The sequence below is a fragment of the Agrobacterium sp. SORGH_AS_0745 genome (assembly GCF_030818995.1).
Classification (GTDB): Bacteria; Pseudomonadota; Alphaproteobacteria; order Rhizobiales; family Rhizobiaceae; genus Agrobacterium; species Agrobacterium tumefaciens.
This window is the reverse complement of the sequence record NZ_JAUTBI010000001.1, coordinates 1003490-1030223: the sequence shown is the minus strand read 5'-3', so window position 1 is coordinate 1030223 and position 26734 is coordinate 1003490. Positions and strand designations below refer to the sequence as shown.

At 59.0% G+C, this 26734-nt stretch carries 21 protein-coding genes; 9 read left to right on the top strand and 12 right to left on the bottom strand.

What is annotated here, in order from left to right; genetic code table 11:
* Nucleotides 1–45 precede the first annotated feature (45 nt).
* The 5 genes from QE432_RS04595 to QE432_RS04575 form a co-directional block, all read right to left on the bottom strand.
* On the bottom strand, nucleotides 46–927 hold the full coding sequence (locus QE432_RS04595; protein WP_038494355.1) for a dihydrodipicolinate synthase family protein: 882 nt from the start codon (nucleotides 925–927) through the stop codon (nucleotides 46–48).
* Nucleotides 924–2564, bottom strand: coding sequence for an ABC transporter ATP-binding protein (locus QE432_RS04590; protein WP_306623469.1), 1641 nt, complete (start codon nucleotides 2562–2564; stop codon nucleotides 924–926). Before QE432_RS04590 ends, QE432_RS04595 begins: the two co-directional genes overlap by 4 nt.
* Nucleotides 2557–3480, bottom strand: coding sequence for an ABC transporter permease (locus QE432_RS04585; protein WP_038494361.1), 924 nt, complete (start codon nucleotides 3478–3480; stop codon nucleotides 2557–2559). Before QE432_RS04585 ends, QE432_RS04590 begins: the two co-directional genes overlap by 8 nt.
* A gap of 14 nt (nucleotides 3481–3494) precedes the next feature.
* Nucleotides 3495–4409, bottom strand: coding sequence for an ABC transporter permease (locus QE432_RS04580; protein WP_003511517.1), 915 nt, complete (start codon nucleotides 4407–4409; stop codon nucleotides 3495–3497).
* A gap of 73 nt (nucleotides 4410–4482) precedes the next feature.
* On the bottom strand, nucleotides 4483–5991 hold the full coding sequence (locus tag QE432_RS04575) for an ABC transporter substrate-binding protein (protein WP_038495835.1): 1509 nt from the start codon (nucleotides 5989–5991) through the stop codon (nucleotides 4483–4485).
* A 320-nt stretch (nucleotides 5992–6311) separates the two neighbouring features.
* Between QE432_RS04575 and QE432_RS04570 the strand changes: the two genes are divergently transcribed.
* The 3 genes from QE432_RS04570 to QE432_RS04560 are packed head-to-tail and all read left to right on the top strand — an operon-like array spanning nucleotide 6312 to nucleotide 9585.
* Nucleotides 6312–7508: a sialidase family protein gene (locus tag QE432_RS04570; RefSeq protein ID WP_111782982.1), complete on the top strand. Its 1197-nt coding sequence runs from the start codon at nucleotides 6312–6314 to the stop codon at nucleotides 7506–7508.
* On the top strand, nucleotides 7505–8461 hold the full coding sequence (pdxA, locus tag QE432_RS04565; protein ID WP_038494367.1) for a 4-hydroxythreonine-4-phosphate dehydrogenase PdxA: 957 nt from the start codon (nucleotides 7505–7507) through the stop codon (nucleotides 8459–8461). The genes QE432_RS04570 and pdxA overlap by 4 nt, the downstream gene beginning before the upstream one ends.
* Nucleotides 8458–9585, top strand: coding sequence for an iron-containing alcohol dehydrogenase (locus QE432_RS04560; protein ID WP_065704462.1), 1128 nt, complete (start codon nucleotides 8458–8460; stop codon nucleotides 9583–9585). The genes pdxA and QE432_RS04560 overlap by 4 nt, the downstream gene beginning before the upstream one ends.
* A gap of 48 nt (nucleotides 9586–9633) precedes the next feature.
* Here the strand turns inward: QE432_RS04560 and QE432_RS04555 are convergent, their stop codons facing one another.
* The 5 genes from QE432_RS04555 to QE432_RS04535 all read right to left on the bottom strand — a co-directional run bounded on the left by QE432_RS04555 (nucleotide 9634) and on the right by QE432_RS04535 (nucleotide 14345).
* Entirely contained in the window at nucleotides 9634–10341 is a 708-nt protein-coding gene (locus QE432_RS04555) for a FadR/GntR family transcriptional regulator (RefSeq protein ID WP_003511522.1), read from the bottom strand.
* A gap of 4 nt (nucleotides 10342–10345) precedes the next feature.
* Complete coding sequence (locus QE432_RS04550) at nucleotides 10346–11386, bottom strand: four-carbon acid sugar kinase family protein (protein ID WP_111789632.1); 1041 nt, start codon at nucleotides 11384–11386, stop codon at nucleotides 10346–10348.
* Between the two features lie 160 nt (nucleotides 11387–11546).
* A complete protein-coding gene (locus tag QE432_RS04545; RefSeq protein WP_065704465.1) occupies nucleotides 11547–12596 on the bottom strand; it encodes a polysaccharide deacetylase family protein in 1050 nt (349 codons plus the stop codon).
* 6 nt (nucleotides 12597–12602) lie between these two features.
* Complete coding sequence (locus QE432_RS04540; protein ID WP_065660426.1) at nucleotides 12603–13790, bottom strand: carboxylate--amine ligase; 1188 nt, start codon at nucleotides 13788–13790, stop codon at nucleotides 12603–12605.
* Between the two features lie 165 nt (nucleotides 13791–13955).
* The gene (locus QE432_RS04535) at nucleotides 13956–14345 is read right to left on the bottom strand and encodes an acyl-CoA thioesterase (RefSeq protein WP_003511527.1); all 390 of its coding nucleotides are present in this window, start codon (nucleotides 14343–14345) and stop codon (nucleotides 13956–13958) included.
* A 172-nt stretch (nucleotides 14346–14517) separates the two neighbouring features.
* Between QE432_RS04535 and QE432_RS04530 the strand changes: the two genes are divergently transcribed.
* Nucleotides 14518–14712 (top strand): hypothetical protein, encoded by a 195-nt coding sequence (locus QE432_RS04530; RefSeq protein WP_013761913.1) that lies wholly within the window; start codon nucleotides 14518–14520, stop codon nucleotides 14710–14712.
* A gap of 38 nt (nucleotides 14713–14750) precedes the next feature.
* Here the strand turns inward: QE432_RS04530 and QE432_RS04525 are convergent, their stop codons facing one another.
* Together QE432_RS04525 and QE432_RS04520 are read right to left on the bottom strand one after the other, a co-directional pair.
* Nucleotides 14751–16559: an ABC transporter ATP-binding protein/permease gene (locus tag QE432_RS04525; RefSeq protein ID WP_035199741.1), complete on the bottom strand. Its 1809-nt coding sequence runs from the start codon at nucleotides 16557–16559 to the stop codon at nucleotides 14751–14753.
* The gene (locus QE432_RS04520; RefSeq protein ID WP_158006614.1) at nucleotides 16544–16780 is read right to left on the bottom strand and encodes a hypothetical protein; all 237 of its coding nucleotides are present in this window, start codon (nucleotides 16778–16780) and stop codon (nucleotides 16544–16546) included. The genes QE432_RS04525 and QE432_RS04520 overlap by 16 nt, the downstream gene beginning before the upstream one ends.
* A 71-nt stretch (nucleotides 16781–16851) precedes the next feature.
* On the opposite strand from QE432_RS04520, the gene QE432_RS04515 reads away from it, so the two are divergent.
* The 5 genes from QE432_RS04515 (at nucleotide 16852) to QE432_RS04495 (ending at nucleotide 26652) form a co-directional block, all read left to right on the top strand.
* Nucleotides 16852–20181, top strand: a complete 3330-nt coding sequence (locus QE432_RS04515) for a transglutaminase family protein (protein WP_003511533.1) — start codon at nucleotides 16852–16854, stop codon at nucleotides 20179–20181.
* A 1-nt stretch (nucleotide 20182) separates the two neighbouring features.
* Entirely contained in the window at nucleotides 20183–22588 is a 2406-nt protein-coding gene (locus tag QE432_RS04510; RefSeq protein WP_003511535.1) for a circularly permuted type 2 ATP-grasp protein, read from the top strand.
* Between the two features lie 4 nt (nucleotides 22589–22592).
* Complete coding sequence (locus tag QE432_RS04505) at nucleotides 22593–23471, top strand: transglutaminase family protein (protein ID WP_003511536.1); 879 nt, start codon at nucleotides 22593–22595, stop codon at nucleotides 23469–23471.
* A 157-nt stretch (nucleotides 23472–23628) separates the two neighbouring features.
* Nucleotides 23629–24867, top strand: coding sequence for a vWA domain-containing protein (locus QE432_RS04500; protein ID WP_003511537.1), 1239 nt, complete (start codon nucleotides 23629–23631; stop codon nucleotides 24865–24867).
* 162 nt (nucleotides 24868–25029) lie between these two features.
* Entirely contained in the window at nucleotides 25030–26652 is a 1623-nt protein-coding gene (locus QE432_RS04495; protein WP_003511539.1) for an ABC-F family ATP-binding cassette domain-containing protein, read from the top strand.
* The last annotated feature ends 82 nt before the right edge of the window (nucleotides 26653–26734 follow it).

The following is a 26734-nucleotide window of genomic DNA, read 5'->3' as shown; positions in this document are numbered from 1 at the left end:
GCGCCACACGGCTTCACTCCTCCACGTCACATTCGGGCGGTGGCGTCACAGCTGGTGATAGCGACGTAAGATTTCCACGATCCGGTCATCCTGCTCCTGATCCGGCAGAAGGGCGGGTTGCCGGCTGGCGCCGACGGATGGGTCCTGAAGGTAAAGCGAGCGCTTGACCATGGCGGGCGCAAAACCGAGCGCATAGAGATCGGTGCGAAAATCCGTATAGATCGCCTGCTGGCGTTCGGCCTCAGCGATATCGCTGGCGTTGAAGGCATTGAGAATGCCGGCAAGTACATCCGGGAGCGCGTTGCCGAGGCCGGAGATGCAGCCGGCGGCACCGTTCTGCAACGACCAGAGAACGAGATGATCCGGGCCGGAATAGACTTCGAAACCGGGCATCTCCTTTGCTACCTGTAGATAGGCTTCCAGCGTCTGCTGCGCACCGCCCGAATCCTTGATGCCGGCAATGTTGCCATGGGCGGCAAGTTTGCGGGCGGTTTCCGGCTCTATGTGGTTCTGGGTTCGGGCGGGAATATCGTAAAGATAGACCGGTGTTTCGACGGCGTCGGCCACAGTCGAGAAATGGCGGATCAGCCCATCCTGGGTGCAGGCGATGAAGAAGGGTGTGATGACGGCAATACCGTCTACGCCGATGCGGTCGAAGGCTTTGGCGAGTTGCAGCGTTTCGAAAGTGGCGGGCATGCCGGCGTTGACGATGACCTTCGCACGGCCCGCAACTTCGTCCACCACCTCTTCCGTCAGCCGGATTTTTTCTTCATGCGTCAGTGCGGTGAAATCGCCGTTAGTTCCGGCGCACATGATGTTGTTGCCGGCCGCCACCTGACGGCGCACCTGCGCACGGGTCGCTTCGTAATTGATGGTTTCGTCCTCGTTGAAACAGGTCACGAGCGCGACGAAGGCTTGTTTGGTCATGAAAGAACTCCGCTTGGATTTCCAATAGTGTGATCGGCATCGGCCGGACGCACAGACTGCATATCGGGGTCGGGATCGAGGCTGGCGGAAAGAAGTGCGCGCGTATAGGCCTCGCGCGGCGCTTCGAAAACCTGCCGGACAGTCCCGAATTCCACAACCTCTCCCCGCTGCATGACCATGACGTGATCGGCAAAATCGCGGACCACCGGCAGGTCATGCGCGATGAAGATGAAGGAGAGGCCCATTTCACGGCGCAGCTTGTCAAGAAGTGCAACAACCTGCGCCTGGACAGACACGTCGAGCGCCGAGACCGCTTCATCGCAGATGATGAGCTTCGGCTCCAGCGCCAGCGCGCGGGCAATCGCGATCCTCTGCCGCTGCCCACCGGAAAACTGATGCGGATAACGGCGCATATGTTCCGGCGAGAGGCCGACCTGATGCAGCAATTCCGCGACCCGTTCGCGCCATTTCGCTTTGGGTAGTATGTCCGGATGGATCACCCAGGCTTCGGAAACCAGCTGGAACACAGTCATGCGGGGGTTCAGCGACTGGGTTGGATCCTGAAACACCATCTGTAAATCACGCCTGAGGGCAAAGAGTTCGGCAGGCGAAAGCTTGAAGAGATCACGCCCCTTCCACTCGGCGCTGCCGGCATCCGGCTCGTCGAGCCGGAGCAGAATGCGCGCGAGTGTCGATTTGCCGGAACCGCTTTCGCCAACGACAGCTATGGTTTCCCCCGCCATAAGGTCAAAGGAAACGCCCTTCAGTGCCTCGAAAGCCCCATAACGTTTGCGCACATCGCGCACACGGAGGAGCGGTTCGCCGGTCGCATTCGGCTCGTGCATTTCGCCCCTGCCGGGGGCGGCGCTGATGAGCTTGCGGGTATAGGGATGCTTTGGGTTGCGATAGACCTCGCGAACCGTGCCTGCCTCCACCAGCACGCCTTTTTCCATCACGACCACCCGGTCGGCGATTTCGGCGACGACGCCAAGATCATGGGTGATGATGAGAACGGCCATACCGGTTTTCCGCTGCAATTCCTTGAGCAGGGCAAGAACTTCAGCCTGAACCGTCACATCGAGTGCCGTGGTCGGCTCGTCGGCGATCAGGAGATCGGGCCGGAGCGCAAGCGCCATGGCGATCATCACACGCTGGCGCTGGCCGCCGGAAAATTCATGCGGATATTTCTTCAAGGCTCCGTCCGGATCAGGAATTCCAACGCGCGCGACAAGCCGCCTCGCCTCCGCTTCGGCTTTCACCCTGTCCATTCCATGGGTGGTCATCGCCTCGCGGATCTGCCAGCCGACGGTATAGACCGGATTGAGATGGCTGAGCGGGTCCTGAAAGATCATGGCGATGCGCCGCCCATTGATCTCGCGGCGTGGCTCAGCCGGCATTGTCAGAAGGTCTTTGCCATCAAGAAATATCTGGCCGCCGCTGATACGTCCGGGCGGCATGTCGATGAGGTTCATGATGGCCGAGGACGATACCGATTTGCCCGAGCCGCTTTCACCGAGGATCGCAAGCGTTTCACCACGGTCGATATGATAGGAAACATCCTTCACCGCATGCACGACACCGCCTGCGGTGTGAAACTCCACGGAAAGGTTGCGCACATCGAGAAGATGGTCAGCCATGTTTGCGGCCTTTCATTTCCAGCCGCCAGCGCTGCACGGGGTCGAGCGCAATGCGCAGCCAGTTGGACAGCAGGTTGAGCGACAGGGTGGTGAGTATGATGGCAAGGCCCGGCCAGAAGGACAGCCACCAGGCATTGGTGAGGTACTGCCGCCCCTGCGAGATCATCAGGCCCCAGGTGATTTCCGGCGGCTGAATGCCGATACCAAGGAAAGACAGCGCGCTTTCCGCCAGCATCACATAGGCGAAATCGAGCGTCGCAAGCGTTGTCAGCGTCGGCAGGACCACGGGTAGAATATGGCGGAACAGGATACGTTTGCCCGATGCGCCCATCACGCGCGCCGCCTGTACGAACATGCGTTCACGCACCTCCAGCACTTCGGCCCTTGTGGTGCGGATGTAAACGGGGATGCGGGTTATCGCCAGAACCAGCATCAGGTTGAGGATGGATGAGCCGAGCAGATAAAGCACGATGACCGCGATCAACAGTGACGGAAACGACATGATCACGTCCGCCAGCCTCATGATGATCTGGCCAACACGGTTGGAGGAAAAACCGGCGATCAGGCCAAGCACGGTGCCGGTGACGGCGGAAAGGAAAACGGCACCGGCGGCGATCATCAGTGTATTTTGCGTGGCGGCGACGATGCGCGCCAGCAGCGGGCGACCGAGCGCATCCGCCCCCAGCCAGAAATACCATTCGCGTTGCCATTGGAACGGGGCAAGGTTGCGTCCACGCAGGTTCTGCTTCGTCGCCAGCTCGCCAAGCCACGCCGGGCCGACAAAGGCGAGAATGATGACGACGATGAGGAAGATCGCGGCGCAGAGGGCGAATTTATCGGCCCACAACATGCGCAGCATGCGCGTTGCAAAGGATGGCTCATCGATAATCTCTGTATCGGCGTTTGAAAGGCTCATGGCTGAACGTCTCCTCAGTGCCGGATACGCGGATCGAGCAGCGCATAGGCGATATCGATCAGAAGATTCATCAGGAAGATCGCAAGCGCGGTCACAAGAATTGCTGCCAGCACGACGTTGAAATCGCGCTGAAGAATGGAATCGATCATCAGCTTGCCAACCCCGGGGAAACCAAAGATGGTTTCGACGATGACTGCGCCGTTGAGAAGGCTTGCCGCCTGATCGCCGATGACGGTGATGACCGGTAGCATGGCGTTTCGCAAGGCGTGGATGAAGATGATCGGACCCGATTTCACACCCTTGGCGCGCGCCGTTTTGACATAGGCAGAGGACAACGCACCGATCATCGAGCCGCGCACCACCTGAACGATGATGCCGAAGGGGCGCACGAACAGAACCGAGATCGGCAATATCCAGTGCAGCACCGAGCCGGTGCCGGAGGTGGGCAGCCAGGCGAGATTGACGGAAAACACCACGATCGCCACGATCGCGAGCCAGAAATCCGGCACGGAAGCGCCGATGAGCGAAATGGTGGAGGCCATGCGATCGAAGAAGCCACCGGAGCGGAAAGCGGCAAGCGAACCGACGACGATTGCTGCGGTGGTGACGAGGGACATGGTGATGACCGCAAGCCACAGCGTCCAGACGAAAGCCTCCAGCACCACATCCAGCGCAGGGCGGGCTTTCCTGAGCGATTCACCCAGATCCCCCGTCATCACGTCGCCCGCGTAGCGCAGGAACTGCACCATCAGCGGATCGTTCAGCCCATGCAGCGCACGAAACTGCTGCTTCAATTCCTCCGAAGCCTCCACCGGCAAAAACAGCGCGGCCGGGTCGCCCGTCAGGCGGGAGAGGAAGAAAACCATTACGATGAGGCCGATCAGGGAGATCAGGCTTGCAACGGAACGTTTTCGGATGAAGCTCAGCATGGTTACCTCCGGTGTTCAGCACGACGGCGAAGCTAAAGCTCCGCCGCCGCTCTTTGGCAGATGAAATACCGGCTTACTTGATGCCGATTTCCGAAAGCTGCAGCATCGAATTGGTGGCGATGGTGGGCTTGAAGTCCAGCCGTTCGGAGACGCGTGAGAAGCCAACCATGTGGAACAGCAGCACATCCGCCACGACATCGTCATGCAGGTAGGCGATGAGCTCGGACCAGAGCTTGGCGCGTTCATCGCCGACGGCTGCGGATGCTCGTTCGATCAAGTCATCCACCTTGGGGTCCGAGAAACCGGATTGCGTGCCCTTGGTGGCATATTTGAAGAACATGGTGAAGGACGGATCACCCTTGGAATTGTCGTGCATGGCAGCGACGATCTGCGGTCCCCGGCCTTCCTTGAAAGGCTTGGAATAATAGCTTTCGTGCTCGGCCACTTCCACGAATTTGAGGTCGATCTTGAAGCCGACTTCCTGCAATTGCTGCTGGATCGCCTCCATGATCTCGGTGACATTAGGGAAGTTCGCAGTGCGCGCGATGATGGTGATCGGCGTATCCACCTTCACACCAGCAGCTTTTGCCTCCTCCAGCAACTTCTTCGCGCCATCAGGGTCGTAGGGGAAAACCTTGACATCAGGGTTCCAGCCGAGCGTGGTCGGCGGAACGAGTGCGGTGGCCAGCACAGCACCTTCGGGAACCAGCGTGCCGAGGAAAGCCTGCCGGTCGATGGCGAGGTTGAGTGCACGGCGCACCCGCACGTCATTCAGCGGCGCGATGTTGTGGTCGAGGCGCATGTAGACCGTCTCGCTGTCGAGATAGGAAAAGTCGGTCTTCGGGTTTGTCGCGTCGAGCTGCGAAATGGAGGGTGAAAGATCGGCTTCGCCGGTCTGCACCATGGCGGCGCGAACCGAGGGATCAGCTCGGAAAAGATAGGTCGCTTCCGTCACCTGCGGCTTGGCGCCCCAATAGTCGTCACGTGCAGTCAAAACAATCTGCTGGCCCGGTGTCCAGTTGGTCAGCTTGTAAGGTCCGGTGCCAACAGGCTCGCGGATAAATTCCATCTTGGTTTCTTCGGGCACGATGGTGACGAGCGACATCAGGAGCGGCAGAATGGGCTGGGCTGGCTCTGTCTTGAAGTCGATCGTATGGTCGTCGACAATCGTGGGGGTGACGGTCATACCGCCGAAGTAACGACGGGATTCGCATGCATTCTTGTCGCTCATGATGCGCTCGAAGCTATGCTTGACATCCTTGGCATCGAAACCCGTGCCGTCGGAAAACTTCACGCCTTCACGCAGGTGGAAACGCCAGCTGCCATCCACGTTCTGCTCCCATTTTTCAGCGAGGCGCGGTTGCACGCCGTTCTTGCCGCGCACATCAAGCTCGGTCAGCGTCTCGCTGACATTTTCCATGATGATACGGCCAATATTGGAGCGGGTCGCCATGCAAGGCTCCAGCAGGTCAGCCTCTTCCGCCAGCACGATCTTGATCGGCCCCGACGCCGCAAGCGCCGGCGAAACCGCGGCGCTAAGGCAACCCATAACAAGGGCGCCCGCAATCAATGACTTCTTCATTCCGTTCTCCTCCCAGATCAGAAATTCAGCAACATGGCGGCGTGCCGCAAGAGGCATTCAAAAGCCCCGTCTCCTGCATTGAGGAGCATGGCGTGCGGATGATCGTCTCCTCCACCCGTTATCAAAGCATCGACGCTATCACATTTTTTGTCAAATTATTTTTCAGAAGGATTTTTTATTGAGACTTAGTACAGAAGTTTTATGTTTATAAAACATGCACTTATTTTAATTCATCAAAAATTTTCGGACGTCCTTTTGTCTTAAATAAACTTGACAACTTTTTGAATATGCCATTTTCATCAGACCAAGAGGAGACCACGATGACCCCTGATGACATTGCTCACGCCATGACCGGAGCCATCCATGCCGTTTCGGAAAACCGGCACGAAGCGTTCCTGCCATCGCCGATGATCCAGAACCATGCGAGCTTTCTGCACCTTCTGCAGGACGGCACCCTGCTGTGCGCCTGGTTTGGCGGAACGCTGGAGGGAAAATCGGATATTTCGATCTTCGCGTCCGCGCTCACACCCGGCGCGAGCCGGTGGGGAGCGCCGCAGCGCCTGAGCAACGATCCCGCCCATTCCGAACAGAATCCGGTTATTTTCACCGCACCTGATGGCACTCTCTGGCTGTTTCACACCGCCCAGCCATCCGGCAATCAGGACGAATGCCGCATCCGCATGGCGCGGGTCGTCCACGACCCGGCAACGCCGGAAAAGCTGTCCGCCGAAGATGGCCGTTTTCTCGATCTTCCGAAAGGCTGCTTCATCCGTGCGCCGCTTCGCATCCGCGATGACGGCGCATGGCTTCTGCCGATCTTCCGCTGCGTCCAACGCCCCGGCCAGAAATGGAACGGCAGCCACGATACCGCAGCACTCGGCATATCGAAAGACAACGGCCTCACATGGCAATTGCAGGAGCTGGCGGGCTCGACCGGCTGCGTTCATATGAGCCCGGTTGCGGGCGCGAATGGGCGCTACTCCGCTTTTTTTCGCCGCCGTCAGGCCGATCTCGTTTACCGCACGGAAAGCACAGATGGCGGTCGCTCATGGACAGAACCGCTGCCGACCGACGTACCGAACAATAATTCCTCCATCGCCGCGATCAGGCTCGCACACGGCAGGCTGGCGATGATCTGCAACCCCATCAACGCCGCGCAATCCAGCGACCGTCGCGCCTCGCTTTATGACGAACTGGGCGAGGAAGACGACAGACCGGATGCCGATCCGAGCGGTGGATGTGTGCCCATATGGGGCGTGCCGCGCGCGCCGGTTTCCATCTGCCTGTCCGATGACGACGGCCGCAGCTTTCCTACCCGGATTTTGATCGAGGACGGGCCGGGCACCTGCCTGTCCAACGATTCGACCGACGGCCGCAATCTGGAAATGTCCTATCCATGGCTTCTGGAGGCAGCGGACGGTACCCTGCACGCAAGCTACACCTATCATCGCCGCGCAATCAAATATGTCCGGCTGGCGCCCGGCTGGGCAGACGCCAAGGACGGGAGAATCGGATGAGCAACATCATTGGTATCACCATGGGTGACCCCTGCGGCGTCGGCCCGGAAATAACCGTCCGCGCGCTTGCGGAAATGTCCGCCCCGGATAGGGAAGCAACGCGGATTTATGGCAACCTTGCCACGCTGGAAGCGGCGCGGGGTGCGCTTGGCATCGACATCGATCTTACTCGGAATGTGGTCGATCTGCCGGTGGAGGGTGCGCCGCTGCCATGGGGCACGCTGTCGCCGGTTGCCGGAGACGCCGCTTTCCGTTTCATTGAAAAAGCGGTGCGGGATGCCGAAGCGGGCGCAATCGGCTGCATCGTCACTGCTCCGATTAACAAGGAGGCCCTCAATCTTGCGGGCCACCATTATGACGGCCACACCGGCATGCTGCGCAGCCTGACCGGTTCTTCAGCCGCCTACATGTTGCTTGCCTCCGAGCGGCTGAAGGTCATTCACGTCTCGACCCACGTGTCCCTGCAGGAAGCCATTCAACGGGCAACGACGGAGCGGGTGCTGGCGACCATCCGCGCTGGCAATGCTCATCTGAAGCGCATCGGTTACGAGCGGCCGCGCATCGCGGTTGCCGGTATCAATCCGCATTGCGGCGAAAACGGTCTGTTTGGCACCGAGGATGATGACCAGATTGCGCCAGCGGTTGCCGCCGCGCGCGCTGAAGGCATCGAGGTACACGGGCCGATCTCCGCCGATACCGTGTTCCACCGCGCCTATTCGGGCACTTTCGATCTGGTTGTCGCGCAATATCACGATCAGGGCCATATCCCGATCAAGCTCGTCGCCTTTGATACCGCCGTCAATGTCTCGGTCGATCTGCCGATTGATCGCACTTCGGTCGATCATGGAACGGCCTTCGACATCGCCGGCAAAGGCATCGCCAATCACGGCAACATGAATGAGGCCATAGCCTATGCGCGCAAGCTCGTGGCGGGCAAGGGCGCAAGAGGATGAACACCATGTCCACAGCCTCCATTCTCATCCATCAGCCGCGCAGGCTTGCCGTTGGCGCCGGCACCATTTCTCAGGTCGGCGCCTGGGCCGTCAAAACCGCTTCGACCCTGGTGATCGCCACGCCGCTGACCGCGAAATTTGCCGACCGGCTGCAATTGCAGGGTCCTTTCACTGTCTTTGACGCCATTCCCGGCGAACCGGACACAGGGACGCTCGATGCAGCACTGGCCGCAGCGCGCGCCGCCAAACCCGATCTCGTCATCGGCCTCGGCGGTGGCTCGGTGATGGATGTGGCGAAACTCGTCGCCGCACTCTGGAATTCCAGCCAGACGCTTGAGGATGTGGCAGGACCGAACAGGGTCGCAGGGCGCGACACCAGGCTCGTCCAGATCGCCACCACCGCCGGAACCGGCTCGGAAGCCGGGATTCGCTCGCTCATCACCGATCCCGTCAAGGGCAGCAAGGTCGCGGTCGAAAGCCCTCATCTGATTGCCGATTTCGCGGTGCTCGATCCGGAACTCACGTATTCCGTGCCATCAGCTGTGACAGCGGCGACGGGGGTGGATGCCATGGCGCATTGCGTGGAGGCTTTCACCAATCGCAAGGCCCATCCGATGATCGACGGTTTTGCCCGCATGGGCTTTTCGCTGGTGGGCAAATATCTGGCGCGCGCCGTTCGCGACGGCGCTGATACCGAAGCCCGCGAAGGAATGATGCTCGCCTCCTACTATGGCGGCATCTGCCTTGGCCCGGTCAATACGGCGGCGGGTCACGCCATCGCCTATCCGCTCGGCACGCTTCTCAACCTGCCGCACGGGTTGGCAAACGCTATCGTCTTCCCGCATGTTCTGGCTTTCAACCAGCACGCCGTTTCGGCAAAGACGGCGGAGGTGGCCGGAGCGCTTGGGCTTCGCGAGCATCTTTCATCCGATGATCTTCGCAAGGCAGCGACAGATTTCTGCGCCGGCCTCGGCATTGAAATGTCCCTTGCGCGGCACGGGGCAAGCGAAACCGACCTTCCCCGTTATGCGCAAGACGCTCACGCAATCCGCCGGCTGATGGACAACAATCCCGTCGATATGAGCCTTGATGACGTGCTCGGCATTTACCGCCGCGCTTTCTAATCGAAAGTCCGGTGCGCTATCGCGCGCACCGGCTCGCCGTCACTTCCCTCAATCCGTATGCGAAGACTCGAAGAGGCGGTCACGTGATCCCGTCAGATGGTCGTGCATCAGCCGCCGCGCGGCCTCGGCATCTCCTTCGGCAATCGCCACCGCAATCGCCTCGTGCTCGGCAAACACGCGGGTAAGGCCGGATGCCTCGCGCTTCACCGACATGCCGTGAAACTTCATTCCCACCGCAATGTGGTCCTTGAGAGCCTCCATCGCAGTGGAGAAATAGCTATTCCGTGCCGCCCGCGCGATGGCAAGGTGGAACTGATAATCGGCATCCTCACGGTGGGACTGGCGATTGGTGGCGTCCCGCATCAGCTCGAGCGCCTTTTTGATTGCGACGAGCCTCTCGCCATCATGCCGCAAGGCCGCCGCCGCCGCAGCTGCCGGCTCCAGAGTCAGCCTGAATTCATAACAGTTCAGCAGGTCAGCGACATTTTCGAGCTGGCCGAAGCCCAGCGGCTCGCGCAGGCCGAATGCCCGCACATAGCTGCCGGAACCCCTTCGCGAATAGATGAACCCCTGTTCGCGCAGCCGCCGAAGCGCCTCGCGGACCACCGGTCGCGACACTTCGAATTCCATGGCGAGTTCATGTTCGGTCGGAAGCCGTTCATCCGGCTTGTAGGCGCCGGATTTGATCGCCCGGTGCATTCTCTCGAAAATAATGTCCGGAAGTGCCTTGCGCGCCGTTTCTTTCATCAGCCCCATCTGGTCAGCTTTCTCCAGCGTCATTTTCGCCAAGCATCATTTTCGCAATCCGTTTCAACGTGTCAGCTTGCCCAAAACCACCTGACTTCGCAATGATACATTGGTCGCCGGACCAGCCGACACCAAGACCGGGCAGGCACTCGCCGGCAAGGCGCAGACGCGATACCCCCATGGCAAGCAGCACCGCTTCGGCCGTGGCGCCGCCGGACAAAAGCAACGTGTCGGTCCCGGTGGTGAAAAGCGGCACGACGCCATACGCCAGCTGGTCTGAAACCTCGAGCGGGGAAAGATCTTCCGCCCCTTGCGTCGCGTAAACGAGCGTCAGGCTGGAACGAGCATGCGCGTGAAACGGCACGACGCCATTGGGTGCATCGGTGACCGATACCAACCCCGTTCCTTTAAGGATTTCAATTTGTTCAACGGTGATCGGGTCGCGCGAACCTATGACGAAAAGCCCCTTACCCGCGGGAATAGATGCCGCTTCGGGCACCGCCTGCGCTGTCATCATTTCGGCCAGCGCCTCGGCCAGCCCTCGCGCGCCCACCAGAAGATCAACCCCGTTTGCGCGCCCGGCAAGCAAAGCCTCCCTGATGTCCGCATGCGATAGGGTGTCTGGTATTGCGCAGCGGCTGGCGTGACCGCCCAGTCTTTCATGAACCGAAATCGTGCCGTCAACGCCAAAGCCGGACACGGAACCGTCTACGACGATGCGTCCAAAATCCGGAATGGCTGGCGCTACAAGCGCATGCCGATAGGAAACAGCATCCATTTCGGCGGCGATATGTCCTTTCAGGCGGGAATCGATCTTCTTGAACAGAACTGTATCGGCCGGAACCAGTGCCATCAGTTCCTGCGTGCGGCGGCGGGCTTCATCCGCCTTGCCATCCCGACAACCCAGATTGACGCTGAGGACGGCCGGCGCATCGGCCACCGCTGCACGGACGCCGTCAAGACCAATCGCAACTTCAGTCGAAAGCCCACGCCCGGCGAAGGGGGCGGCCGCATCAAGCGCACCGGTCAGGTCATCGGAAAAAATCAACAGCACGGGCGAAACCTTAAGAAAAGTTGTAATGTTTTCCTTCGATAAATTTATTTATAATCAATAGATAAATGGATGTGAATAACAAAAACAACACGACAGCTCGATTAGCCGCACCGACACATGTCGTCGTCATCGGCGAAAGACGGCAGGGAGAGGTTGATCGCTAGACGAACCGGAAAGGCAGGCCTGAGATGAGCGCTTTGACAAAGCGCTTCTTCTGAAAGCGGCCGTTCAGCGAAACGCGCGGCAACAGCATCGGCTTTTCAAGGCTATCGGCCCCAAGAATACCGGCCTGCGTGGTAACAGCTACGGGAAATCCCGCATCAAACACCGCTTTCGCCTCGCGTTCTCCCACGGCCTTTATCCAGCCATAGGGATAGGAAAAGGACCTCGGTCGACGGCCGACATAGGTCTCCACCCGTCTTGTCGATTCCTCGATTTCGTATGCCAGACGCGCCGCATCGATCTTGCGCATGTTCACATGCATCATGGTATGCGCGCCGAGATGGACCAGGGGATCGCTCGACAGCGCCTTGAGTTCGGCCGCATCCATGACGAGTTTTTCCACGATCGCGATCGGATCGATACCATGTTGCCCCGCGACACGGTCGATCCTCTCCACCGCCTCGTCCTCCGCGAATATCTGGACGAAGTTTTCCAGACGCGCAAAGGCTTCCGCTTTTTGTGGAAGGCTGCCGGATTTAATCTGCTCCGGCCCTGTCCCGAAATCGAATTCAAAGGACGTGGCTTTCTGCGTCAGCGTGGCAGTGGTTTCCCACCACACGCTACGCGTCCGCTCCACAAAACCCGGCGTGATGAAAATCGTATAGGGAACAGCATATTTCCGGAAAATCGGTGCAGCATATTCGGCATTGTTGCGATAGCCGTCATCAAGCGTGAAAGCGCAGAACGACCGTTTCTCGGAACTATCGGCGAGCAGGCCCGGCAGATCGTGCAGATGAACGGGAACGAGACCACATTCGAGCGCCGCCTCTATCGCCTCTTCCAGAAATTGTGGCGTGATCGACAAGTGTGCATTCGGCGCAAAAGCTGACGCTTCCTCGTCCGGACGAACATGGTGGAGCGTGAAGATCACGCCACGCCCGGCAAGAGCCGGAAAAGCCGCACGAACCGCCGGCAGGGAAGCTATCTCCAGCCCCGCCCTTATGACCCCATATTTCAGAGAGCGTTTTACCGACCGCAAAAACACCATTACCGATTACCGCAACTTCAAACCGGGCAGAACCCGTTTTTTGATGACTCTCCAGACCGTGAGGGGCAGGTCGATAAGGCCCGGCAAAGGATCGTTCGCCGCAAAAGCCGCCCAGCTGCGGATTGTGCGCAGAGAGGCGACATAGTCCCCAATTCCCGCCTGTCCCCGTCGATTCAACGTCAATGCGGCAATGGCATCACGGACAAGATAGGACCATGACACACCTTGCCGCGCATCTAGCATCTGGCCGCGCGGCATGTCGTTGGCAACCTGCCACAGCAGCGCGCCGAGATCGATGCCGGCCGCTGAACACAGGCCAAACCACGACCATGGGCGAGGATTAACATCGAGAAGTTTCAGCGATCCATCCCTGCCATCCCGCTTGAACTCCACCTCGACCAACCCGCTGTGACCGGCCGATTTCAATATCTTCCTTGCCGCATCGATCGCTTGAGGGTTGTCGACAACCTCGACACAGGTGCTGGTGTAACCAAAATCGACGGGATACTGACGCAGGCGTCGGGCGGTGAATTCTGCAACAGGCTCGCCATCGCGCCAGAGCGCCGCATAGGAAAACTGGCTTTCTCCCCCGCCGGGAATGAGCTCCTGCACGACGACATTGCCCGCGCCGATCTCGCCGCTCGCAGCGGCAAAAGCGGCTTTCAGCGCCTGCCTGTCATCGGCGCGGATAACCTTCGCCCGGGAAATCGCGGTATCGCCCCCGCCCATATTCGGCTTCAGGATAACGGGAAACGTCACGTCCAGCGCATCGGCGTCATCGGACGAGGTCATGGCATAGGTCCGGGGGAAGCTGACACCGAGTTCCGCCGCGCGTTTGTAGAGCAGCGGTTTCTCGCACAACCATTGAAGGGAGGACCAATCAGGCAGGACGATTTTGTAAAGGGCGGAAAGCTCGTCGCGATGTTGTGAAACGAGCTGAACCTCGCCATCCCCTGATGGCACCAGAAGACACCCTTTCAGATGATGCTTCTCTGCCATATCGCGTAAAAACGCCATCGCCCCTGCATCATGAGGACCGGACCAGCGGATCGTGTTCTTCACGAAACGCGACCAGCCCGGCAGCGGTGAATCATGGGTGATATAGTGCACAGGCACATCAAGGGCGCCAAGGCTGCGGGCAAGGGCAAGCGTGCCGTGAGCGCCACCAACAATAACAACACCTGGAATGGTCACAGCCTGATCCCCGCCCTATTCCATACCTTGATCGCAAAAATTGATAAATAAATTGGATATTTCTAAAGTATTGCGCGTTCGGAGATCGAATTGGCGGAGCCGAAGAGCCTCATGCTCTTTCGGCTGCCTGCGAACGGTTGGAAGTTTGCTTCGAAGGCAAGCGCCTTACGCCTCTTTGCGCACAGGGCGCGGCTCGCCTTTGTCATCCACCGCTACCATGATGAAGACGGCCTCCGTAACCTTTTCCCGGGAATCCTGATAGTGCCTGCGGGTCCAGGCCTCGATCTTGAGCGTGACGGAGGTGCGCCCAACCTTTTCGATCCTGGTATAGACACACAATGTATCGCCGATCTTGACCGGTTTCTTGAAGACGATTTCATGAACCGCCACTGTGACGGTACGCCCGCCTGCCACATCATTGGCGCGGACGAAGGCGGCAAGGTCCATCTGCGACATCACCCAACCGCCGAAAATGTCGCCGGCCGGATTGGCGTCAGCCGGCATGGCAAGCGTTCTGAGCGTGAGTTCCATATCGGCGGGCGGTTGCTGTTCCATATCAAATTCCTTTCAAGAACCTCCCGCCGCCGGATTTAAACAACCGCGCCCCCTCAGCCAATAGCCGATTTTTCGCGGCAGCCCTTCCAAAACAGCAAGGAATCACGAAGCCATCGTAAGCTTCGGTTAACCATGATGCGGCACGATTCCAAAAAACCGCGAGGGCGTGCGAATGGCCTATGACTGGAGTGGAAACAATAAGATACAGCAGCGCTACGACCGTATCATTCTCGCGGTTGCCAGCGTCATTGCCATCAGCCTGGCGACCGGCACCTTTGTTCTGCGCTCGCAGATGGAGCCGGACGGCACCATAAGCCTAGCCAAACAGCAACGGCTGGACCTCGAAAAATGGCATTTGCGGCTTTGATCCGCACTGTGAGATCAACAGCAGCATAACCCGGCGGCTTATTTTGGAGCGATATCCGGCTTTACGGTATTTTCCTTCATGGGGGCATGGTCCAGATGGGCCAAAGCCGGGGTAAGAACCGACAAAAATGTCTCTGATCTGCCGATATAGATAATCGCTACGCCGTCGATCCCATTCAAAACCTCCGCCAGCGTATCCTGTGTCTGTTTTTCCAGCCCTTCCAGCAAATCGTCGATGACGATGAATTTCGGCTTCAACAACAGGGCATTGGCGATCCTAATGCTGGCCTGTTCATCCGAATCCAGCTTCTTGTCCCAGCGAATGTGTTCATCAAGCCGGGGCGCCATTTCACCGAGACCGCACGCGGTCAGCGCCGCGACATAGTCTGCCTCCACAAACCGCTGGGGCGCGCGCGGATAGGCCAGAATTTCGCGCAGCGTTCCTGTTGGCAAATAGCCGTGCTGGGCAATGAAAAGCGTGTCGGACTGTTCGGGCATTTCTATCCTGCCCTGCCCCCATGGCCACAGGCCGGCCATGGCGGCAAACAGCAGCCGCCGGTTCACGCCCTGTTCGCCATTGATCATCAGACGATCACCCCGCCCGATTTCAACCTCGGCCTCACGCAGCCGGAAACCCCGCTCCAGATCCTGTCCGCCCGCATCGCGGCAGATAGTCACCGACCGAAGGCGGATTTTTTCGTTGTCGGCACTCCGTTGAAGATCGATTGCGAGGCCGTGCTGTTCAACGCTATCCATCTGGATCAGAGCGTTGCGAAACACCGAAACACGCTGCAACGTCGCCTTCCAGCTGGCAATCGGCCCGAAATTGTCGATATACCAGCGAAGTGCGGTATTGACCTGGTTGAAGGCGCCGACGGCCATCATCAGCCCGCCGAAGGTGAGGTTGCCGGAAAAATAGACCGGCGCTGCAATAAGAATGGGCGCCACAACCGCCAACCAGCCGTAGCCCGACGACACCCAGGTCAGATGCGTCATTGCTAAAGCGAGCCCGCGGATTACGCCGAGCACGGCATCGATATCAACGCCGATCCGCCGCCGCTCGTTTTTTTCACCACGCGCAAGCGCAATCGCCGCCAGATTTTCGCTGGCCCGCATCAGGGAAAAGCGTAGTTCGGCCTCTTTTGAATAACGTTCAGCATTCAGGCCGACCAGACGATAGCCGACAAGGTTGCTGAGCAGGGACGCCGAGCCCGCATAAAGGATCGCCGCCCAGACCATGTATCCGGGAATCGCAACCGGATCGCCGTTGATCGTGATGGAAAAGCCTGCCGACAATGTCCACAGAACGCCGATGAAGCTGATGAGCAGGATCGTCGCATTCACAAGGCCGATGGAAAGCGCCGTGCTGCTTTCCGCAAGGTTGCGGACATCGTCGTGCAAACGCTGGTCCGGATTGATCGCAATCGTGCCGAAACCGGCAAGGCGGGCGGCGCGCCCCGGTTTCAGCCACTGGTCCACCATATCCTTGGCAAGACCCTCGCGCATGTTCAGCGCCGTCATCTGGTTAAGCCAGGTCTGAATGACATTGAGAAGCAACAACAGCCCAGCAATGATCGCGAAGACTTCGAGCTGATGGAGGAAGGCGTCAAGATCGCGCCGCTCCAGCGCATTGTAAAACGGCGCGTTCCACTCATTGAGCCTGATCTGCCCGTAAGCGGTGAGCAATATCACCGTGAGCAGGGCAATCGACAGCAATATCAGCCGGTTGCGAACCGGCGACGTCCAGAAGGCATTGCCCATCATGCGTAGTTGCGAACGAAAATCGAGATCGAAGCCCGAAAGGTTCGCCGCACTCTTGCGCTGATCGTCGGTCACCGTTGTTGCCATTCATTCCATTCCGAAACGTCAGTCGGCAAGGAAAGCGGTTTGCGATGCTGCACCTTGCGATGCCCAGCAATAACACGCCGTTCAACCTTGTCCACAACCGAGGAGAAATCCCCAGGGAGACAATTAAAAAGCCGCGGCAATTCTTCGCGCCGGCAAACATCGGCGCCTCGGCCAACAATGCGGGTGCCTCCGGAAATGATCCTTGCTTTCTTTTCCTGCATTGCACAAAATCCAAATAATTTCAGAGGGGCGGACAAACCGCATAAACCGGAAAACCGGGCAAGGCAGATTAATGGCGATCAAAGCGAGCATCTATCATCTGACGCATTATAAATACGACAATCCGGTTCGCCTTGGACCGCAAATCATAAGATTGAAGCCCGCCTCGCACTCCAGAACCCATGTCATCAGCCATTCTCTCAAGGTTTCGCCGTCAAATCATTTCGTGAACCTTCAACAGGACCCATACGGCAATTATCTCGCCCGGTTCGTTTTTCCCGAGCCGGCGACGGAATTCAAGATCGAGGTCGATCTTGTCGCCGATATGACGGTTTACAATCCGTTCGATTTCTTCGTTGAGGAAGAGGCGACCAAGTGGCCGTTCGATTATCCGCAGGAGCTGCGGGAAGATCTGTCCATCTACATGAAACCGGAACCGACCGGCCCCCTGCTTTCCGCCTTCATGGCCACCGTGGACCACACACCCGGACAGCCGACGGTGGATATGGTCGTCGGCCTCAACGCCCGTCTGCAGCAGGAAATCGGTTACGTCATCCGCATGGAACCGGGTGTTCAGACGCCGGAAGAAACGCTGGCTTCCGGCAAGGGTTCATGCCGCGACACCAGCTGGCTGTTCGTCCAGATCTTGAGACATCTCGGCCTTGCCGCACGTTTCGTGTCGGGATACCTCATCCAGCTGACACCGGATCTCAAGGCATTGGATGGCCCGTCAGGGACAGAGGTCGATTTCACCGATCTGCATGCCTGGGCCGAGGTCTATATGCCGGGCGCCGGCTGGGTCGGTCTCGACCCCACTTCGGGGCTTTTGACCGGCGAGAGCCATATTCCGCTGGCGGCAACGCCGCATTTCCGCAATGCCGCGCCGATTTCCGGCGGTTATTTCGGCGAGGCCAATACGGAATTCGCTTTCGACATGCAGGTTCGGCGCGTTGCCGAGACCCCGCGCATCACCAAACCCTTCTCCGATGAGAGCTGGGAGAGCCTCAATGCACTCGGCGAAAAGGTCGATCAGGTTCTGAACGCCCATGACGTCAGGCTGACCATGGGCGGCGAGCCGACCTTCGTTTCCATCGACGATTTCGAATCCGAGGAATGGAACACCGGCGCGGTTGGACCGACGAAACGCGAAAAAGCGGACGTGTTGATCCGCCGCCTGCGCGAACGTTTCGCGCCCGGCGGCTTCCTGCACTACGGGCAGGGAAAATGGTATCCGGGCGAAAGCCTGCCGCGTTGGACATTTTCACTCTACTGGCGAAAGGACGGTCTGCCGATCTGGCAGAACCCTGCGCTGATTGCCGAAGAAGGCGCAAATACCGGTGTTGCGGCCGACGACGCGCAAAAGCTACTGAGCGGTATCGCCACTCATCTCGGTGTGGAGCCCGATCTGGTGCTTCCGGCCTATGAGGATCCGGCCGAATGGATCATCAAGGAAGGTAGTCTTCCCGAAAATGTCGATCCGTCCAACTCGAAACTGAAAGACCCGGAAGAACGCAATCGCCTTGCCCGCGTGTTCGAACGCGGGCTGACGACACCGACGGGTTATATTCTTCCGGTGCAGGCGTGGAACGCCAAGCCCACCACAGACAAACGCTGGGTCAGCGAGAAATGGAAAACACGGCGCGGCAAGATTTTCCTCGTTCCGGGTGATAGCCCGGTAGGTTACCGCCTGCCGCTTGGCACCCTGCCCCATGTGCCGCCATCCGCCTATCCTTATATCCATGAAGCTGACCCTTCGATCCCGCGAGGGCCGCTTCCCGAGAAATTCCAGCCCTCCGGACGCACCATGCCGGAAGCGTCTTTCCATGCGGATGAGGCATCCGGCCAGGAACGCATCGAGCAGACGCTTGGTGAAATCGGCGGCGCGGTGCGCACAGCCATGTCGGTGGAACCGCGCGATGGACGGCTCTGCGTCTTCATGCCGCCTGTCGAACGCATCGAGGATTATCTGGAACTGGTCGCAGCGGCAGAAGCGGCAGCGGCCGAGCTCGGGCTGCCCGTCCATATCGAAGGTTATGCTCCACCACATGACGAGCGTATCAATGTCATCCGTGTAGCGCCCGATCCCGGCGTCATCGAGGTCAACATCCACCCGGCCGCAAGCTGGAAGGATTGTGTCGACATCACCACGGCGGTCTATGAAGAGGCGCGACAGACGCGTCTGGGCGCTGACAAATTCATGATCGATGGTCGTCACACCGGCACCGGTGGTGGCAACCATGTGGTCGTGGGCGGGGCCAACCCGAATGACAGCCCTTTCCTGCGCCGTCCCGACCTTCTGAAAAGCCTTGTCTTGCACTGGCAGCGGCACCCGTCGCTTTCCTACCTGTTCTCCGGCCTGTTCATCGGACCGACGAGTCAGGCGCCCCGCATCGACGAAGCCCGCCACGACAGTCTTTACGAACTGGAGATCGCGCTGGCGCAGGTGCCTGCCCCTGGCCAGGGTGCGCCGCCGCTGCCATGGCTGGTCGACCGCCTGTTCCGCAACCTCCTGACGGATGTGACGGGCAACACCCACCGCGCCGAAATCTGCATCGACAAGCTGTTTTCTCCCGATGGGCCGACCGGCCGCCTTGGCCTTGTGGAGTTCCGCGGCTTCGAAATGCCGCCGAATGCCCGCATGTCGCTCGCCCAGCAATTGCTGGTGCGCGCCCTCATCGCCCGTTTCTGGAAAAACCCCGCCGCCGGCAAATTCGTGCGCTGGGGCACGGCACTTGCAGACCGATTCATGCTGCCGCACTACATCTGGGCGGACTTTATGGACGTGCTCGGAGACCTGAGGGAAAATGGCTTCGACCTGAAGCCGGAATGGTTCACAGCCCAGCAGGAATTCCGTTTCCCCTTCTTCGGTGAGGTGGAATACGAAGGCGCGAAGCTGGAATTGCGCCAGGCTCTGGAGCCCTGGCATGTTATGGGTGAACAGGGTGCCATCGGCGGAACCGTGCGTTTTGTCGACAGCTCCGTCGAGCGTATGCAGGTCCGCCTCGAAACCTCCAACCCTGCGCGCTATACCGTGGCGTGCAACGGTCGCGCCGTTCCGCTAACTCCAACGGAAAACCGAAGCGTTGCGGTCGCCGGTGTTCGTTTCAAGGCGTGGCAGCCCTCTTCCGGCCTGCATCCCGTTCTGCCGGTCAATTCGCCCTTGACCTTTGACATTTATGATACATGGTCGGGACGATCGATCGGCGGATGCATCTACCATGTTGCTCATCCGGGTGGTCGCAATTACGAGACCTTTCCCGTCAACGGCAACGAGGCCGAGGCACGCCGCCTTGCCCGTTTCGAACCATGGGGACATACGGCCGGGCAATATCCGTTGATGGCGGAAACCGTGTCGCCAGAATTTCCGCTGACGCTCGATCTGCGCCGGCCATACGGAGTGTAAATTGTCCAAAGCCCCGGCCACGGAACGCAAGACGGAAACGAGCGCGCAATCGCGCGGGCTTGACTACTCCACCTTGCCCGGCGTGGCCGATGAGATGCTCGATACCAACGGCAAGGTCAGACCGGTCTGGAAAACCCTGCTCGGTGCCCTGTCGCGCATGTCGGAACGCGAACTGCATGAGCGCTTTGCCCGCACCGACCGCTATCTGCGCGATGCGGGCGTGTTTTACCGCGATTACAGCAAGGGCAGCAGCGAAAGAAACTGGCCGATCTCCCATATCCCGGTGCTGATCGACGACAAGGAATGGACGGTTCTTTCCGAAGGGCTTAAACAGCGCGCCAATCTTCTGGAAGCCATGGTCGCCGATTTTTACGGCGAAAACCGGCTGGTGAAGGAAGGTTACGTACCGCCGGCACTGATCGCCTCCAATCCGGAATATCTGCGGCCGATGGTCGGCGTAAAACCGGCAAGCGGCCATTATCTGCATTTCTGCTCGTTCGAGATTGGACGTGGACCTGATGGCAACTGGTGGGTACTTGCCGACAGGACACAGGCGCCCTCCGGCGCAGGTTTTGCGCTGGAAAACCGGGTGGCGACCACACGCGCGCTTTCCGACATCTATGCCGAAACCCATGTTCACCGTCTCGCTTCATTTTTCGGCGCTTTCCGCGACACCTTGCAGTCGCACAGAAAACATCCGGATGACCGCATCGCGGTGCTGACGCCCGGCCCCGCAAACGAGACCTATTTCGAACACGCCTATATCGCCCGCTATCTCGGCTTCATGCTGCTAGAGGGTGAGGATCTGACCGTGGTCAACGGCCGCGTGATGGTAAGGACCGTGGCCGGACTGAAACCGATCGGCGTGCTTTGGCGGCGCCTCGATGCCTCCTATTCCGATCCGCTGGAACTGAACCAGCAATCCCACATCGGTACGCCCGGCATGGTGCAGGCGCTGCGCAATGAGGCACTGACAATCGTCAACGCGCTCGGCACCGGCATTCTCGAAACACGGGCCCTGCTGTCCTTCATGCCGCGCGTCTGTCGCCACCTGCTTGGCGAAGACCTGAAACTGCCGTCCATCGCGACCTGGTGGTGCGGACAGGAATCCGAGCGCCGCCACGTTGCCGGCAATATCGAAGGCATGGTCATAGGCCCGGCCTATTCCCGGCTGCCCTTCTTCGAAGACAACGGTCAGTCCGTGCTCGGCTCGTCCTTACGCGAAACGGCGAAGGAATCGATCAGCGACTGGCTCGCTTCCGATGGCCACAGGCTTGTCGGCCAAGAGGTGGTGACGCTTTCCACCACGCCGGCCTATATCGACAACAAGCTCGTGCCGCGCCCGATGAGCCTTCGCGTTTTTGCCGCCCGCACCCAGGATGGCTGGCAGATCATGCCGGGCGGCTTTGCGCGGATCGGCAGCAGCAACGATGTATCCGCCATCGCCATGCAATCAGGCGGCAGTGCCGCGGATGTCTGGATCGTCAGCGACAAGCCGGTGGAACGCACTACGCTTTTACCGGCGGAAGAAAGCTTCACCCGCAACATGCCGGGTAGCCTGCCGAGCCGTGCGGCGGACAATCTCTTCTGGCTCGGCCGCTATATCGAACGTTCGGAAGGCGCATTGCGCATCTTGCGCGCCTGGCACGGACGTTATGCCGAATCCGCCGACCCACGTCAGCCCTTGCTTGCGCATGTGACGCGTTATCTCGAAGCGCTGGATGTGGAAATGAACGATGCCGTGCCGGAAAGCCTGCTGAACAACATCAACAGCGCGCTCTATTCCGCCAGCAACATCCGAGACCGTTTTTCGCCGGACGGATGGCTTGCTCTAAATGACCTTGCCAAGACTGCCCGTCGGTTCCACGCAAAGGTTTCGCCGGGCGACGACGCGACCCATGCCATGACGATCCTCCTTCGCAAGCTTGCAGGCTTCGCCGGTCTCGTGCACGAAAACATGTATCGTTTCACCGGCTGGCGTTTCCTGTCGATCGGCCGCTATCTCGAGCGTGGCCTGCATATGACAAGGCTTCTCGGCCATATGACCGGACCGGATGCGCCAGATGGATCCTATGACATGCTGCTCGAAATCGGTGACAGCGTCATGACCCATCGCCGCCGATACAATGTCAGCACGGCGGGTCTGACCGTCACCGATCTTCTGGCGCTCGATCCGCTCAACCCACGGTCCATCCTGTTTCAGCTGAACGAGATTCGTACTGAGGTGGAGCAGCTGCCGAACGCCTTTACGAACGGCCAGATGTCGCCCTTTTACCGCGAGGCAATGCGGCTGCATTCCGGCCTTGCCGTCATGACGCCGGAAAACATGAACGGCGCGATCTACCGCCAGCTCGAAACGGACATGGAACATCTCTCCGATGTTCTGGCCCAGACATATCTCGGATAACCCGATGCTTTATGACCTTTCCCTGCATATGGGTTACACCTACGACACGCCGGCCCATGGCGCGCGCCACATCATCCGAGTGCTGCCCCTGTCGATCCCGGGCCGTCAGCGCTTCATCGCCGGCACCATCGATGTTTCGCCGGTGCCGGAAGAACGGGCGGTCTTTGAGGATTTCTTTCATCAATCGGCCACCTCAGTGCATCTGCGCGCACCGCACGAAAAGCTGGATATCCGCATGCAGGCGCGTGTGATGGTGGAGGCACCTGCGCTGACGGCAGATTTTTCACCCGAGCTTTCACGCCTGCCGCAAGACCTTGCAGACGTCTGGTCGGTCGACTTCCAGTCACCGCATCACTTCATCGGCGCCAGCCCGAGACTAGGGACGGATACGGCGATATCGGCCTATGCGCGGGAATTGCTGAAGCCCGGAATGACCATTCGCGAAATCGCACTCTCGATGTGCAAACGCATACACAAGGACTTCACCTATGACGGTGAAGCGACGACTGTCGATACGACACCGTCGGAAGCCTTCAAGCTGAAACGCGGCGTATGCCAGGACTTTTCGCATATCATGATCATGGCGCTGCGCAGCCTCGGCATTCCCGCCGGTTACGTCAGCGGCTTCCTGCGCACCATCCCCCCGCCGGGCAAGGAACGTCTGGAAGGTGCCGATGCGATGCATGCCTGGGTTCGCGTATGGTGCGGTGAGGCCGCCGGTTATCTGGAGCTCGACCCCACCAACGATATCGTTGCCGGCAGCGACCATATCGTCGTTGGCTATGGCCGGGACTATTCCGATGTCGCGCCGGTGATCGGCGTATTGAAGAGCTACGGCAACCAGCAGATCAAACAGGCCGTCGACGTCATTCCCGTCCAGTAATGATACATTACGTGTTATTATGAGCATACTCGAATTAATACTTGAAAAACTGCACCAATTTGAACGACATATAAAATTTAACCGTCTACATTAGTGGATTCTACATCGTTTGCGGGTTTCCTGCGCTCAGTCTAATGTTCTAATTAGTGAGCCCGTTATGATCTCCTCCGCATATCAAAAAATGACGCGCCGTTTCCTTGCCGATACGGGCGGCAATTTTGGCATGATGACGGCAATATTGCTGCCGGTGCTGCTTGGTTTTGCCGGCGCCGGCATGGAGCTGGCGAATGTGATGCAGGTGAAAGCGGACCTGCAGAACACGGCGGATTCGGCGGCTCTCGCGGCCGCGACCGAGGCCCGCTTGAAAGAAGGCGCTCTGACGGACGAACAAATCAAGGAAATCGCCAAGGCCTTCATCGCCAGCCAGATGGAAAAGACCCTGACCGAGGAGGAGAAGAAGGCGCTCGAGAAAAACTCTCCAGTCAATATTGGCACAACGGACGATGCGCGCGGCAAGACCTACACCATCCAGACCACGATAAACTACCAGATGCAGCTTAATCCGCTCTTGGGGTTCTTCGGGGCGAAAACACTCGATCTTGCCGCGACAGGCACCGCGGTAAGCACTGTCAACAAGGGCGCGCCGATCTCCATGTATCTGGTGCTCGACCGCTCGGGTTCGATGTCCTTCAAGACCGATACGCTCAACACCAAGAAAACGTCGTGCCAGAACTACACGGTCGATAACTGGGGGAGTTATCCCAATCTCAAAAATACATCGCCCTGCTACGTCAACAAGGCTACTTCGCTAAAAACCGCGGTCGGCTATCTCGTCGCGACGTTGAACAAGGCCGATCCCACTTATACCGCCAACGGCGGTTCCGAACTGGTTCGAACAGGAGCGTCGGTCTATACGCATGAGACCTACGCGGCCCAGCCTATCACTTGGGGTACTAGCAGCGTTGCCACCTATGTCGACAAACAGATCCCGGAGTTTCCGTCTGGCGGTACGGATGCCCGCAGCAGTCTGAATGCCGCATACAACGCCCTTAAAAAAGCGAATATCGTTGAAGCGAAAGAACACAAGGACAAGAAAAGCGAATCCTTCGAGCGATACATCGTTCTCATGACGGATGGCGAAATGACGGGGAACAGCTCCTCCTGGAGTTCCAGCATCGACCAGACTGTGCGCAATACCTGCGATACGGCCAAGAAAGACGGTATCAAGATTTTCAGCGTCGCGTTCATGGCGCCGGACAAGGGCAAGTCGCTGCTGCAACATTGTGCGTCCAGTCTCGACAATTATTACGCGCCTGAAAACATGGAGCAGATCGTTACCGCCTTCGGCGAAATTGCCCGCAAGGCTGCCGGTAGTTTGGCAACGCTGACCAATTAAGGGAAAATCAAGCCAGCATCCCCCGGAAACGACCCCGCTTCCGGGGAGCGATGTTCCCGGGGCGACCTTGCCGGGTTGCATGGCTGGCACGGCGTGCGCGGCAGGTGACAGCGCCGGCGACACATGGCATAGGAGAGCCGCTCCCATTCACAGGCCCCTGTCATGATCCGCATCGAAAATATCAGCAAGTCGAACAGTCACCGCATTCTCTACATCGAGGCCTCCGCTGCGCTCAATCGCGGCGAGAAGATCGGCCTTGTCGGCCCCAACGGTTCTGGCAAGACCACGCTGTTCCGAATGATGACCGGCGAGGAACAGCCCGACGAGGGACAGGTCGTCGTCGAAAAGGGCATGACGGTCGGTTATTTCAACCAGGACGTCGGCGAAATGTCTGGCCGTTCCGCCGTGGCCGAAGTCATGGAAGGCGCCGGCCCGGTCAGCGAAGTCGCGGCCGAACTTCGGCAGCTGGAGGCCGCCATGTCCGATCCCGACCGGATGGACGAAATGGATGCCATCATCGAGCGTTACGGCGAAGTGCAGGCGCGGTATGAAGAACTGGACGGCTACGCGCTGGAGGGCCGCGCGCGCGAGGTTCTGGACGGGTTGAGCTTCAGTCAGGAAATGATGGATGGCGATGTCGCCAAACTTTCCGGCGGCTGGAAGATGCGCGTGGCGCTCGCCCGCATCCTTCTGATGCGCCCGGACGTGATGCTGCTCGACGAACCATCGAACCATCTCGATCTCGAAAGCCTGATCTGGCTCGAAGATTTTCTGAAGAACTACGACGGCGCGCTTTTGATGACCTCGCACGACCGCGAATTCATGAACCGAATCGTTACCAAGATCATCGAAATTGACGCTGGCAACCTCACCACCTATTCCGGCGACTACGGCTTTTACGAACAGCAGCGTGCGCAGAACGAAAAGCAGCAGCAGGCGCAGTTCGAACGCCAGCAGGCGATGCTCGCCAAGGAAATCAAGTTCATCGAGCGCTTCAAGGCGCGTGCCTCGCATGCCTCACAGGTGCAGAGCCGCGTCAAGAAACTCGAAAAGATTGACCGCGTCGAGCCGCCCAAGCGGCGCCAGACGGTCGCTTTCGAATTTGCGCCGGCGCCGAGATCTGGCGAGGATGTCGTCGCGCTGAAGAAAGTGAACAAGGCCTATGGCAGCCGCACGATCTATGGCGAACTTGACTTCATGGTGCGGCGCAAGGAACGCTGGTGCATCATGGGTGTCAATGGTGCCGGAAAATCCACCTTGCTGAAACTCGTGACTGGCACGACCACGCCGGATTCCGGCAACGTCACTCTCGGCGCCAGCGTCAAGCTCGGTTATTTCGCCCAGCACGCCATGGATGTTCTGGACGGCGACAGCACCATTCTGGAATGGCTGGAGGAACGTTTCCCGAAAGCCGGGCAGGCACCGCTGCGCGCCCTTGCCGGCTGCTTCGGTTTTTCCGGTGACGATGTGGAGAAGCGCTGCCGCGTTTTGTCCGGCGGTGAGAAGGCCCGTCTGGTCATGGCTGCCATGCTGTTCGACCCGCCGAATTTCCTCGTGCTGGACGAGCCGACGAACCATCTCGACCTCGACACCAAGGAAATGCTGATCAAGGCCCTGTCGGAATATGAAGGCACGATGCTTTTCGTTTCGCATGACCGCCATTTCCTGGCCGCCCTTTCCAACCGGGTGCTGGAACTGACGCCTGACGGTATCCACCAATTTGGCGGCGGATATACGGAATATGTAGAAAGCACCGGACAGGAAGCGCCGGGCCTGCGCAGCTGAGGCAGCTTAACGGACGTATGAGACGCAGAATTCCCGGGACAGGTTTCATCTGTTTAACGTTTGCAGAGCGGATCGGTGGACT